Origin of the sequence: Rhodopila sp. (assembly GCF_965276935.1) — a bacterium.
GTDB lineage: Bacteria > Pseudomonadota > Alphaproteobacteria > Acetobacterales > Acetobacteraceae > Rhodopila.
Genome location: NZ_CBDIBS010000004.1, coordinates 224,399 through 236,882, shown reverse-complemented (window position 1 = coordinate 236,882; position 12,484 = coordinate 224,399). Strand labels below are relative to the sequence as shown.

Here is a 12,484-nt window from a genome sequence, read left to right as displayed (position 1 = left end):
GCCGCTAATCCTGATAGGCGATCAGGTCGATCTCGACCAACGCAGCTCGGGCAAGGCCGGTAACACCGACGCAGGTACGCGCCGGGCGGCGATCGGCGGGAAAGAACGACTGGTAGGTTGCGTTCATCGCCGCATAGTCGCGCTTGAATTCCACCAGATAGACCCGCGCCTGCACGGCGTGGCGAAGTTCGTAGCCCGCGCCGGCCAACACCAGCTTCAGGTTCTCGACAACCCGTCTGGTCTGCGCTTCGATCCCGTCCGGCAGCGGCGCGGCGTCGTCATGCGGGTCGGTCGGCATCTGGCCGGTGACGAACAGCCACGGACCGACGCGCACCGCGTGGCTGAAAGGTGCCACCGGCGTTGGCGCGCCCGGCATCATCAAGAACCCTGGTTCGTCGCTCATGCGCATCCACCCCCAAATCGCGGACAAGGACCTGCGACGCAGACTGTGCTTGCACGGGCCGCGCATCAACCCATCAGCGTCAATCATTCTGCCGCTTCCTGATCGGGCTGTCCTGCTGCAAGCTCCGCTGCGACCAGGCTGGAGGACAAGCCGATGAACCATATCCCCAACTCGATCCAGGCACGTGACATCGCCTCGATCATCCATCCGCAGACCAACCTCGCCTTGCACGAGACGCAGGGTCCGGTGGTGATGGAGCGCGGCGAAGGCATTTACATCTACGACGACTCCGGCAAGCGCTTCCTGGACGCGGCCGCCGGCCTCTGGTGCGCCTCCCTCGGTTACGCCAGCGAACGCCTGGCCAAGGTCGCGTATGAGCAAATGCGCCGCATGGGCTACTACCACATGTATCGGCACACCTCGCACGCCATCGGTGTGGAACTGGCGGAACGGCTGCTGCAACTGGCACCGGTGCCAATGAGCAAGGTGCTGTTCCAATGCTCCGGCTCGGAAGCCAACGACACCGCGATCAAGCTGGTCTGGTACTACCATGCCGCGATCGGCAAGCCCGCCAAGCGCAAGATCATCGGCCGGCGAATGGGCTATCACGGCAGCACATCCGCCTCGATCAGCGCCTCCGGCAAGCCCGACATGCACGCCGATTTCGGCCTGCCGTTTCCCGACTTCCGCCACACCGAGTTCCCGCACTGGTATCGCCAGCGCCGGGACAACGAGTCCGAGGAACAATTCGCCTCCCGCATGGCGGACGCGCTGGAGGACCTGATCCTGACGGAAGGGCCTGACACCTGCGCCGCCTTCATCGCCGAACCGGTGATGGGGGCCGGCGGCGGCATCGTGCCGCCGCGCACCTATTGGGAGAAGATGCAGGCGGTGGTGCGCAAATACGACATGCTGTTCATCGCCGATGAGGTGATCTGCGGCTTCGGGCGCACCGGCAACATGTGGGGCAGCGAGACCTATGACCTGAAGCCCGACATGATCTCCTGCGCCAAGGCGTTGTCCGCCGGCATGCAGCCGATCTCCGCGCTGCTGGTGAACGAGCGCATCTATCAGGCGATGCTCGACGAAAGCCGCAAGCTGGGCGGCTTCGCCCACGGCTTCACCTATGCCGGGCACCCGGTTACCTCCGCCGTCGCCCTCGAAACCCTGAAAATCTACCAGGAAATCGACATGCTCGGCCATGTCCGCTCCGTCGGCCCCTATATGCAGAAAGTCGTGGCCGGCCTGCTGGACCATCCGCTGATCGGCGATGTCCGCGGTGTCGGCATGATCGTCGGCCTGGAGATGGTGCGGGACAAGGCGACCGGAGCGCCGTTCGATCCCAGCCTGAAGCTGGGTTCCTGGGTCGATCAACTGGCGCGCAAGCACGGCCTGATCGCCCGCTTCATCGGCGACCGGATCGCCTTCTCCCCACCGCTGATCATCACGCAGCCGGAGGTGGACGACATGGTGGCGCGGCTGCGCCGCAGCCTCGACGAAGCCTACGCGGACGTCCGCTGAGAATACTGTAGATCGTCCACTACCGGCGGCATCGCCGTCGGCGACGACCGATATGCCCACGGATGGCCCGGGAGCTTGATGCATGTCAAGCGAGCCGCCGTGCAAACCCACGACATGGGCGACTCAAGCAGCCGTTGCCGTCACAGGCGGTAAGATCCACACGAATCGCTGATCCAAAGGCTGATTGTAGCCGTATCGCCAGCACTCGCATACGGCGTGGCTTCACGCGGCAAAGCGCAAGCGAAACTGTAACGGAGGAAACACTCTGATGACTCAGCTTAGACTAACCGATGACGAATTTGAAGACATCTTGATGACAACGGAAAGACATATGCGCAGCCTCGACAAGGACCTGACAGCCACCTACAGCGACAATCCCAGCGAGGCATTCACCGTAGCCATAGCCGCCGCGATCATCATCACGTTGGATTCGGTCAACAATCTTGAAGGCAAGACCCAGGTGATCGGGGCCATCAATCGCACGCTCGGATGGTTCCAAAGGCCCTGGCGGCTGGTGTCCGTCTCCTGACACGGCTTCCGTCTCTGGCGCCGATGCCATTTCTGACGTTCCAGGACGCGCCAACCTGCCGTCTCAGGCCTAATGATCGTGCCGGCCACTCGACGACCTGCGTGGCCTGCCATCCGCTCGGCCTACAGGCGGCTTCCATTCCCTGCGCTGCCGCTCCGTCCATGCGTATTTCGGATCACCCTCAAGCACATTGACATGGTCGCCCAGCCGGTGGCGCTCCAACCATCCAATCGAGGCTTCCAGATCCTCCAGGCTCATCTCGGCTCTGCTGCGATTGCCCATCATTCGCTTCAGCACCGCGTTGTAGCGATGATAAAGCCCGTGGCCACGCGGCGCCTGCAACGCCACCTCATCCTCCACCGCCTGGGTGGCAACCATCTCGCCGACCCGCGCCCGCAGCCGGCGCTCGATGACCGAGGGCGGATCCAGCAGCTCAGCCTGCGCCGCCTCATGTTCCGGACGCCGCATCGCGAGGTCGGGACCTGGCTTGAGCAAGGCAAAGCGCATCGCCAGGGCGTTGCTCTCCAGCGGCACGATGCCTTGCACCTTGTCCTCCTGTTCCGCGAGTTGCTCTTGCAGCCACAGCGGCAGCGTCTGCTGGCGCCTTGGCGCCGGCCGCTTCGCCAGGGTGCCCTGCTCGGTCTCCAGACGCAGGCGGAACCGCGCGAACAGCGGGTCGTCCGGGTGATAGACCAGCGCGCGCTGTGCGTCGTAATCGCCGGCCTGCGGATCGATCCGGGTCGCGCGGGCCACCATCTGTTCCAGCCAAGGGCGGCTGCGGATGTGCGTCAGCGCCGCGACCACGGCCACTTCAGGGGCATCCAGTCCTTCATAGGCCATCGCGACGGTGACCAGCACGCTCGGTTCGGCATTCAGGCGAAACCCGGCCAGAATTTCGTGTGCATCCGTCTCGCCCGAGGTCGCCAGCCGAACCGCATCCGCCTGCGATGGCGGCACCCAGCCACGGATCAGGTCCTGATAACGCCGCGCCACCGCTTGATCCGGCGCCACCACCAGCAGCTTGCCCAGGCCGCGTGCAACCGCCCCCGGCGGCAGGCCGCGCTGAACACGGCGCCTGGCCCGAAGATCGCGGGTGGAGCGGAAGGCTTCGCGCAGCAACGTATCGGCAAATCCGGTGCGCAATGCGGTAAACAACGCCGGCCGCGTCGTCTCGGTCGGCCAGTGGTTGAACAGCCGGTGCGGACCGCAGGACAACCCATCCTCATCCAGCCAGGTGGCGTCCCCGTCCAGGGCGCCGAACATCACCGGCAGAACCGCGCGGTCGGCCAGCGCCTGCGCCCGGCTGTAGCCCACCACCGCCCAGCCCGGCGCCGCGAGGTCCACCTCCCGGGTGCTTGCGCGCGGGCCTTTGCGATAAGGCAGCCAGAGGATGCCGCGGCCATCCGCGCGTTCCAGCGTGCCGGACAGCAGCAGCCGCAGGCGAGCGGTTTCCAGCAGCGGGACGATGGCGCGGCTCCAGCCGGAAGCCTCATCATCGCGCGGCGCGACGACAGGATCGGCAGTCAGCTCAGGCAGCGCCGGCAGGTGGTGCACCTCATCGACCACCAGCAGGTATCGGTGGCGGCGAAACTCGTTAAGGTGCAGACCCGGTGCCGCGGCAATGCCCTGGTAGGTGGTAACATAGCCCGCCAGGCCACGGCACAGATCGTTGGCATTCTCGGCGGCCCGGACCGACAGGGCATGGCCGAGGCTGGCCCGCCACGTTCCGTCGGCGAAGGCCTCCTCGGCTTGCAGGCGCAGGCTGTCGCGCGGCACCACCCAGCAGACCCGATCAACGACATTCGCGCTGATCAGGCGCGCCGCCGCGATCACCGGCAGCAGGGACTTGCCGCCACCGGGTGTCACCGCCGCGAGGATATCGCTGACGTCATCAGCTTCACCGGCAGCCAGCGCACGCACGATAGCGTCGACACGCGCCTGATGGGGTCGAAGGGAACGCGGCGGGAATGACAGTCAGACAGCTCCAGGTTGCAGAACGGAGATGGATTTAACGCTCTGCCGTTGAGCGTGAAATTCTGCAAATTCAATGGTCGTCGCGTTCGTTTTGATGCATTTCCAAATCATGACAAAATTGGCGTTATTGACGCGTCTCTCTCCCTGTTGGCGGATATGCCGGCCTGCCGATGCTCGTTCCGCCTGAATGTTCACGATAAGTTGCATCCGCGCGGGTCGTAGATCGGCTGCCGGCACTATCGGATTCGGCGTGCTTCACCCAGCCGGCGCCGCGGACATCGGTGGCCGTTACGCTGTGCCGGCCGGTGCAAAAACCTGTCTGACGCGGCAACGTCAAGCGCAGTCCCAGCCTGCGGTCTAACCGATACGTTGTGCACGGGCAGCACGACCTGACAGGGCATCAGATCCTGGAGTTGGACAGCCCCGAACGCATAGCCGAGCGGTTCGGCGGCTGGCCGCGGCACGATGTCATGATGCGTGCCAAGCGGATCGCCACTACGAACAGCCGCACAATCGCCACGTCTGTTGTAATCCGCTCCGTCCGGCCGAGACATTTCAGAATGGCCACGGGTCATGGAAACAGGGCGCGTTGTCTTGCGATCCATCTTGTTCGCCACGCCTTGCGGCAACAGCGGCTATACGGCATCGTTTCAATGATCCATGCACAAGGAGAACAACGATGCCGAAGCCGTTTCACCTGGGCTGGTTCACCAATTTCACCCAGGGTGACTGGACCAACCCGGTATCGCAGGGCACCGGCAACTGGGACGGCAAGTTCTTCGTCGAGATGGCGCAGGCGATGGAACGGGCGTGTTTCGACTACATCATGCTGGAAGACACCTTGATGGTCTCCGAAGCCTATGGCGGCACTTCGGCGGCAACGCTGAAGTACGCCCTGCAAGTCCCAAAGCACGACCCGATGCCGCTCGCCGCCATGATCGGCGCCGCCACATCGAAACTTGGCGTCGTCGCCACCATGTCCACCCTCGCCTATCCGCCGTTCATGCTCGCTCGCCTGTCCGTCACGCTCGATCATATATCCGGTGGCCGCTTCGGCTGGAACATCGTTACCAGTGGCGAGGATACCGCGGCGCAGAACTTTGGCCATGACAAGCTGCCGCCGCGCGAGACCCGCTACGCCATGGCGGACGAATACGTCGATCTGGTCTGCAAGTTGTTTGACTCCTGGGAGCCGGACGCGGTGGTGAAGGACGACGAGACCGGCACCTACGCGGATCACACCAAGGTCCATCCGATCAACTTCGAGGGCCAGTTCTTCAAGTGCCGCGGGCCGCTGAACACGGTGCGCTCGCCGCAGGGCCAGCCGGTCTTCGTGCAGGCCGGCGGTTCCCCGCGCGGACGCGCCTTCGCCGCGCGCCATGCGGACTCGATCATCGCCGTGGGCAACGGCGTGGAAGGCATGAAGGCCTACCGCGACGACGTCCGCCGGCACGCGGTCGCCGCCGGCCGCAACCCGGACGACGTGAAGGTGCTGTTCCTGGTTTACCCGATCCTGGGCGAGACCGATGACGAGGCGCAAGCCCGCCAGCATCGCATGGTCAACGCCCCCGGCTTCGTCGAAGCCGCGTTGGCCGCCGTCGGCACCGTGACTGACATCGACTTCTCCGGCTTCGACCTTGACGCACCGCTGCCGCATCTGACCACGAACGGCGAACAAGGCTCGCTCGACAAGTTCGCGCAATGGGGATCAGGCAAGACACTTCGCCAACTTGCGCAGGAGCGTTTCGATGCCGGTATTCAATTGGTCGGTTCGCCCGATACGGTGGCGGAGCGGATGGGCGAGGCGATGGAAGCGATCGGCGGCGATGGCTTCCTGATCAGCACACCCTTCCAGCGGATCAGCCGGCGTTACATCACCGAGGTTTGCGAGGGCCTCGTGCCGGCCCTGCAACGGCGCGGCCTGGCGCGGAAGACCTATACACGGACGCTGCTGCGCGACACGCTGCGTGAGTTCTAGACCGCGCCGTCCGCGCTCATGGTTTCCGCAACGCGCCTCTATCTAGGCAACATTGCGAACATTGAACCGACGACATCAGCATTTTTGAAGCCAGCGGCCGGCTTGTATCGGCACCCGTCTGCCACACGCAGAACGCGTATTGACGCTGTCATCGGGCTGACGCATGGTAGCCATGCTAGTCAAACATATGGATGATGCCGCGAACCTACGTGGCACACGAGGGAGCGTCGGCTTGGCCCATGTGCCATCGGGAAAGGAACCCCGACGATGATGCTCCGCGTGAAGTCGCCAATACTATTGCCTGTTCTTGCCGCCGTCTTGCAGTTGCTTTGCGTCACGCCGGTTCCGGCGGCGCAGACGGTCGGGCCGGTGACCGACGATCTCGGCGTCATCCGCATCCCGAAGGGCGCACCGGTTCAAATCGGCGCCTACTGGGTCTTGTCAGGCCCCGACACCGCGCTCGGGATTGACGGCCGCCGTGGCGCGGAGATCGCGATCAAGGATTTCGGCGGCAAGATCCTCGGTCATCCCATCAAGTTCAATGTCGAGGATGACCAGTGCAGCGCCGAGGGCGGCCAGACGGCGGCCACCAAGCTCGCCGCCAACCCGCAAACGGTGATCGTTCTCGGCGGCGCATGCTCCAGTGCCACGACGCCGGCAGCGCCCATCCTGTGGCAATCGGGCATTACCAACGTCTGCAACGCCTGTTCCGCGCCCGCATTGACCGATGCCAACCGCAAGCCCGGCTACGACGGCTTCGCCCGCACCATCGCCAGCGACAAGGATCAGGGTGCGTCCGATGCGAAATACGTTTTCGAGGTGATGAAGGCCACCAAGCTCGCCACGGTGCATGACGGCAGCCCATACGCGCAGCAGCTCGCGGCGGTGATGGCGGCGAATTTTACCAAACTAGGCGGCAAGGTGGTCGCGCAGGAGGCGATCGCGCCCACCGATGTCGATATGCATCCGCTGCTGTCGGACATTGCCGCCGCGAAGCCAGACGTCCTGTATATGCCGATCTTCGTCGCCGCCGCCGCGCAGATCCTGCGTCAGTCAAAGGACACGCCTGGCCTTGACCATACCACCTTGATCGGCGGCGGTTCCCTGGCGGCACCGGATTTTATCGAGGCAGCCGGTCCGGCGGTCGTGGGATTCCGCATCGGCTATCCCGATGTGTCGGCGGACAGCATGGGAAAGGGCTATCCCGACTTCCTCGAAAAGTACAAGACGATGTTCGGCGAAGCACCGATTTCCGGCTATAACGCGAACTCCTACGACGCGGCGATGATGGCGTTGAAGGCGATCACCGCCGTCGCCAAGACCGACAGCGCGGGAAACCTGTTCATTGGCAAGAAGGCTCTGCGCGACGCCGTCTTCGCCAGCAAGTTCGATGGTCTCAGCGGGCCGATCAACTGTGACGCCTACGGCCAGTGCGCGTCCTTCAAGCCCGCCGTGATGGAATTCACCTCAGCCGATCCGAAGACCTTCAAGATCGGCACCAACCCGAAGAAGATCTGGCCATAGATGAGGTATGATCATCTGGCTGCTCCGCACGCCGCTGCCATTGTCATGACCGCATGAGCACGAGTGCCGGCGCTGTTTCGCCGGCTGCGATGTCGTGGCTCCAGACCTTGAGGCGACTGAATGCCGTCGACATCGTGCTATGGATATTGCGCCTACTCGTGCTGGGCGTGGTTGTCGCCGGCACCATCGGCTCCTTGATCCAGAACCGCTACACCGCGGCCCAGTGGTTCGACTTCGTGATGTTCGGCCTGACCATCGGCAGCATCTATGCACAGATCGCGCTTGGCTACACCATGGTCTACGGCGTGCTTCGGTTGATCAACTTCGCGCACGGCGACTTCGTCATGGCGGGCGCCTTCGCCGGCTATTTCGTCGCCGCCCCGCTGGAGCAGTCAGGCTTTCTCGAAAACCAGCCCGTACTCGGCATGGCCGCGATCCTCGCCGTCGGGATCGCGACCTCCGTCGCGATCGCCTTGCTGACCGAGCGCATCGCCTACCGGCCGTTCCGCCGCGTATCCGGCCTCGCGCCGTTAATCTGCGCCTTCGGCGTCTCGTTCTTCCTGCAGCAGACCTTCCGCGGCATGTTCGGTTCAGCCGTGAAGTCGTATCCGGAGCCGCGTTGGCAGCGCGCGGCGTTCCACCTGTTCGGCTTCAACGTGCCGCGCATCGACGCCATCCTGATCGTGCTGGCCCTGCTGTTCATGCTGGCATTGTACCTGATCGTTCACCGCACCCGCATGGGCACCGCCATGCGCGCGGTATCGGAGGACGCGGAGGCGGCCGCGCTGATGGGCATCGACGTCAACAAGGTGATCGTCTTCACCTTCATCCTGGGCGGCGCGATGGCCGGAATCGCCGGCGTGTTCTACGCGTTCCTGTACAAGCAGGTTTATTTCTACATGGGCTTCACGCCGGGCATCAAGGCGTTCGGCGCCGCGGTGCTGGGCGGCATCGGCAGCATCCCGGGCGCCATGCTGGGCGGCTTCTTCCTCGGCATGGTGGAATCCGTCGGGCCATCCCTGTTCCTGGAAGGACTTGGCATTCCCGCGCCGTACCAGTTGCGCGACCTGATCGCGTTCACCCTGCTGATCATGGTCCTGATCTTTCGGCCGCAGGGCTTGCTTGGCGAACGCCTGGCGCGGACCCGCGCATGATGCTGCGCATTGCCATCCAGCGCGGGCTGCTGTTCGGTGCCGGCGGCGTGCATCTGGCGGTTGTCGGCGTCCTGCTGATGCTGCATCAGCGCGCGATCGTGGTCGACACGATCAGCCTTGGGCAGGCCGTGCTAATCGTGCTGACGGTCGGCGCTGGTGCCATGGCCGTGCCCGCTGGCAGACATGCTGACGCGCCGCAACGTCTGCTTCTGGGCATGGCCGCGGGCGCGGCGGCGGCGCTGCCTCTCGCGGCGTTGGTGCTTGCCATGGACCTCGTCCGGCTGCAGCCGATCTTCATCGCGCTGTCGCACGATCTGCTGGTAATGCTGACCCTCGGTCTCGGCGTCGGCCCGGGCGTCTGCGCGCTGGTCGGTGCGGGCGCGCTGGGCGGTCTGGCCGGATCGGCACTGCGCCTGTGCCCGGCCATGCCGCGCCGCGCCGTGATCGCCGGCGCATCCGCCGTCATCTTCGCCGGCGTCTTCCAGGAACTGATCCAGCTCATGCTGCAATACGAGGGGACCGTCGGTGACATCCGCGACTTCTTCTACACCTGGGAAGGACTGAGCCAGCAAGGCGCGGTGGTGATCTTCATTGCGGCCTTGGTCGCAAGCACCGCCTGGAGCGTGGCGCGCGGCCGCCGCCCGGCGGTGCTGACCGAGCAGCAGCGGCGCCGGCAAAGCTTGACCTGGGCAGCCGGCATCCTGCTGGTGCTCGCCATACTGCCGGCCCTGGCTGGATCGTATATCGGCCAGGTCCTGATGATGGTCGGGCTTTACATCCTGATGGGCATGGGCCTGAACCTGGAAGTCGGCTTGGCCGGACTGCTTGATCTGGGCTTTGTCGCCTTCTTCGCGGTTGGCGCCTATACCACCGCGTTGCTCACCGCGGACAGCCCGCACGCGCTGATGCACATCTCGTTCTGGGCGGCCATGCCGGTCGCCGTGGTGCTGTCGGTCATGATGGGCGTGATCTTCGGCATTCCGGTGCTTGGCGTGCGCGGTGACTACCTTGCCGTCGCCACCTTGGGTCTTGGCGAGATCGTCCGGGTCATCGTGATGTCGGACTTCGCGTCCCCGCTGCTGGGCGGTGCCCAGGGCATCCTGCAAATTCCAAAGCCGAGCATTGGCGGCTTCGTCCTGGGCGGCCCCGTCGCGCTGTTCTACCTGACGTTGGTTGCCTCCGCCATCGCCGCCTTCATCGCCTGGCGCCTGGAAAACTCCAGGCTCGGCCGAGCCTGGATGGCGTTGCGGGATGATGAGGATGTGGCCCAGGCGCTGGGGATAAACCTGATCCGCTCCAAGCTGCTGGCCTATGGTTTGGGTGCCGCGTTCGCCGGACTGGCGGGCTCGATCTTCGCCGTGATGCTGAGTTCGGTTTATCCTTCAAGCTTTCAGTTGCTGATCTCGGTCAACGTCCTGGCCCTGATCATCGTTGGCGGGATGGGCAGCCTGCCGGGCGTCGCGTTGGGATCGGTCGCGCTTATCGGCCTGCCAGAACTGCTGCGCGAATTCGGTGAGTACCGCTACCTTTTTTATGGCGCGGTGCTGATCGTCATGATGCGCCTGCGGCCGGCGGGACTCTGGCCCTCCGAAACTCGCCGGCGAGAGCTGTCCGCCACCAACGACGTGTTGGCGGTTGATGCCGGCGCCGATCTGCTTCCGGCGCAACGATCATGACAGGCGAGCCGATCCTGGCCTGTGAACGTCTGGGGATGCGGTTCGGGGGATTGGCCGCCGTGGCCGACCTTGATCTGGTGGTTTCACCCGGAAGCATCCATAGCATCATCGGCCCGAATGGCGCCGGCAAGACCACCGTGTTCAACTGCATCACGCAGAACCTGCGCCCCACCTCCGGCCAGGTCTGGTTCAGGAACCAGCGTGTCGACGGCCTGAAGCCCGATCGGGTCGCGGCGGCGGGCATCAGCCGCACCTACCAGAACATCCGGCTGTTCCGGAACATCACCGCCATCGAGAATCTGCTGGTCGGCATGCACCTGCATCTGAATTCCACCTGGTGGGGTGCGATCTTCAACACGTCCGCCACGCGTACGGACGAGCAGTCCGCGCATGACGAAGCGCTTCGCCTGCTGCAATTCGTCGGATTGCGCGGCCGCGGCGACATGCTGGCGCGCAACCTCGCCTATGGCGAGCAGCGCCGGCTGGAAATCGGCCGTGCCTTGGCCACCAAGCCGCGGCTGCTGCTGCTGGATGAACCGACCGCCGGCATGAACCCGCATGAAACGACCGACATGATGGCGTTCATCCAATCGGTTCGAACTCGTTTTGGTATTACCATCCTGCTGATCGAGCATCAGATGCGCGTCGTGATGGCAATGTCCGACCGGGTGACCGTGCTTGATCATGGGGTAAAGATCGCGGAAGGACCTCCGTCCGAAGTGCAACAGGACCAGGCGGTGATCGAGGCTTATCTCGGCGTGAAGTCCACGCTGCGGCCGGCGGAACGGGACCGGGCGGTGCGGGAGATGTCTCATGTGGTTCCGGACGCGGGCCATGGATCCTGAAGATGGCCCTGCTGGAAGTCGATGATATCCATGTCTTCTACGACAACATCCAGGGCCTGAAGGGGATCTCGCTCACGGTCGAGACGAACCGCATCGTGACCCTGGTGGGTGGCAACGGCGCGGGCAAATCCACCACGTTGCGGGCGATCAGCGGTCTGCTGCACCCGCGGCAGGGCGAGATCCGCTACGACGGCCGGACCCTGGCCGGTATCGGCGCGCACGACATCGCCGCGATGCGGCTGGTCCACATCCCCGAGGGGCGCCGCATCTTTGGCCGCCTGACGGTCGACGAGAACCTCGGCATGGGCGCCTTCACCCGCCGCGACCGCCGCGCCGTCGCAGAGGATCGGGAGCGGATGCTGACCTTGTTTCCGCGCCTGCGCGACCGGCTGCGCCAGGTGGCTGGCACATTGTCGGGCGGCGAGCAGCAGATGGTCGCCACGGCCCGTGCGTTAATGGCGCGTCCGCGGCTTCTGCTGATGGACGAGCCAAGCATGGGTCTGGCGCCAATGGTGGTCGAGCAGGTGTTCGAGACGATCCGGACAATCAACCAGCAGGGTGTAACGATCCTGCTCGTCGAACAGAATGCACTGATGGCGCTGATGATCTCGGATTATGGCTATGTGCTGGAAAGCGGTCGGATCGTTCTTAATGGACCGGCTGCGGACCTGATCGACGACGACCGGGTCAGACGCGCATATCTCGGATGATGTTCTGATGTATGGACAAGTGACTGCCGCGGATCAGGCCAGATCGCTTGATAGCGTCATGGCGGACAACGTCCGGGGATCGGGCATGATCGCTAGATTGCGTCATGGCGGGCGCAGGCCCGCCATCCACGCCTTGCGGTGCCGGTCTGATAAAGACGTGGATGACAGGC

General features: G+C 64.4%; 11 protein-coding genes. 8 read left to right on the top strand and 3 right to left on the bottom strand.

Annotation, left to right across the window (positions count from 1 at the left end; genetic code table 11):
* Nucleotides 1–4 precede the first annotated feature (4 nt).
* Nucleotides 5–403 (bottom strand): RidA family protein, encoded by a 399-nt coding sequence (locus ACQY4S_RS17450; RefSeq protein ID WP_428486507.1) that lies wholly within the window; start codon nucleotides 401–403, stop codon nucleotides 5–7.
* A 153-nt stretch (nucleotides 404–556) separates the two neighbouring features.
* On the opposite strand from ACQY4S_RS17450, the gene ACQY4S_RS17445 reads away from it, so the two are divergent.
* On the top strand, nucleotides 557–1,924 hold the full coding sequence (locus ACQY4S_RS17445) for an aminotransferase (RefSeq protein WP_428486506.1): 1,368 nt from the start codon (nucleotides 557–559) through the stop codon (nucleotides 1,922–1,924).
* Nucleotides 1,925–2,255: 331 nt separating this feature from the next.
* Entirely contained in the window at nucleotides 2,256–2,453 is a 198-nt protein-coding gene (locus ACQY4S_RS17440) for a hypothetical protein (protein WP_428486505.1), read from the top strand.
* Nucleotides 2,454–2,522: 69 nt separating this feature from the next.
* Here ACQY4S_RS17440 and ACQY4S_RS17435 read toward each other — a convergent pair whose 3' ends face one another.
* Nucleotides 2,523–4,427: a DEAD/DEAH box helicase gene (locus ACQY4S_RS17435; RefSeq protein ID WP_428488441.1), complete on the bottom strand. Its 1,905-nt coding sequence runs from the start codon at nucleotides 4,425–4,427 to the stop codon at nucleotides 2,523–2,525.
* Nucleotides 4,428–4,622 carry a hypothetical protein gene (locus ACQY4S_RS17430; RefSeq protein WP_428486504.1) on the bottom strand — a complete coding sequence of 65 codons (195 nt, stop codon included), beginning with the start codon at nucleotides 4,620–4,622 and terminating at the stop codon, nucleotides 4,428–4,430.
* A gap of 484 nt (nucleotides 4,623–5,106) precedes the next feature.
* On the opposite strand from ACQY4S_RS17430, the gene ACQY4S_RS17425 reads away from it, so the two are divergent.
* The 6 genes from ACQY4S_RS17425 (at nucleotide 5,107) to ACQY4S_RS17400 (ending at nucleotide 12,314) form a co-directional block, all read left to right on the top strand.
* Entirely contained in the window at nucleotides 5,107–6,405 is a 1,299-nt protein-coding gene (locus tag ACQY4S_RS17425; RefSeq protein ID WP_428486503.1) for an NtaA/DmoA family FMN-dependent monooxygenase, read from the top strand.
* A 267-nt stretch (nucleotides 6,406–6,672) separates the two neighbouring features.
* A complete protein-coding gene (locus ACQY4S_RS17420) occupies nucleotides 6,673–7,929 on the top strand; it encodes a branched-chain amino acid ABC transporter substrate-binding protein (RefSeq protein WP_428486502.1) in 1,257 nt (418 codons plus the stop codon).
* Nucleotides 7,930–7,982: 53 nt separating this feature from the next.
* Complete coding sequence (locus ACQY4S_RS17415; RefSeq protein WP_428486501.1) at nucleotides 7,983–9,083, top strand: branched-chain amino acid ABC transporter permease; 1,101 nt, start codon at nucleotides 7,983–7,985, stop codon at nucleotides 9,081–9,083.
* Nucleotides 9,080–10,759: a branched-chain amino acid ABC transporter permease gene (locus ACQY4S_RS17410; protein ID WP_428486500.1), complete on the top strand. Its 1,680-nt coding sequence runs from the start codon at nucleotides 9,080–9,082 to the stop codon at nucleotides 10,757–10,759. The genes ACQY4S_RS17415 and ACQY4S_RS17410 overlap by 4 nt, the downstream gene beginning before the upstream one ends.
* On the top strand, nucleotides 10,756–11,604 hold the full coding sequence (locus tag ACQY4S_RS17405; RefSeq protein WP_428486499.1) for an ABC transporter ATP-binding protein: 849 nt from the start codon (nucleotides 10,756–10,758) through the stop codon (nucleotides 11,602–11,604). The genes ACQY4S_RS17410 and ACQY4S_RS17405 overlap by 4 nt, the downstream gene beginning before the upstream one ends.
* A gap of 2 nt (nucleotides 11,605–11,606) precedes the next feature.
* Nucleotides 11,607–12,314 (top strand): ABC transporter ATP-binding protein, encoded by a 708-nt coding sequence (locus tag ACQY4S_RS17400; protein ID WP_428486498.1) that lies wholly within the window; start codon nucleotides 11,607–11,609, stop codon nucleotides 12,312–12,314.
* Nucleotides 12,315–12,484 lie beyond the last annotated feature (170 nt).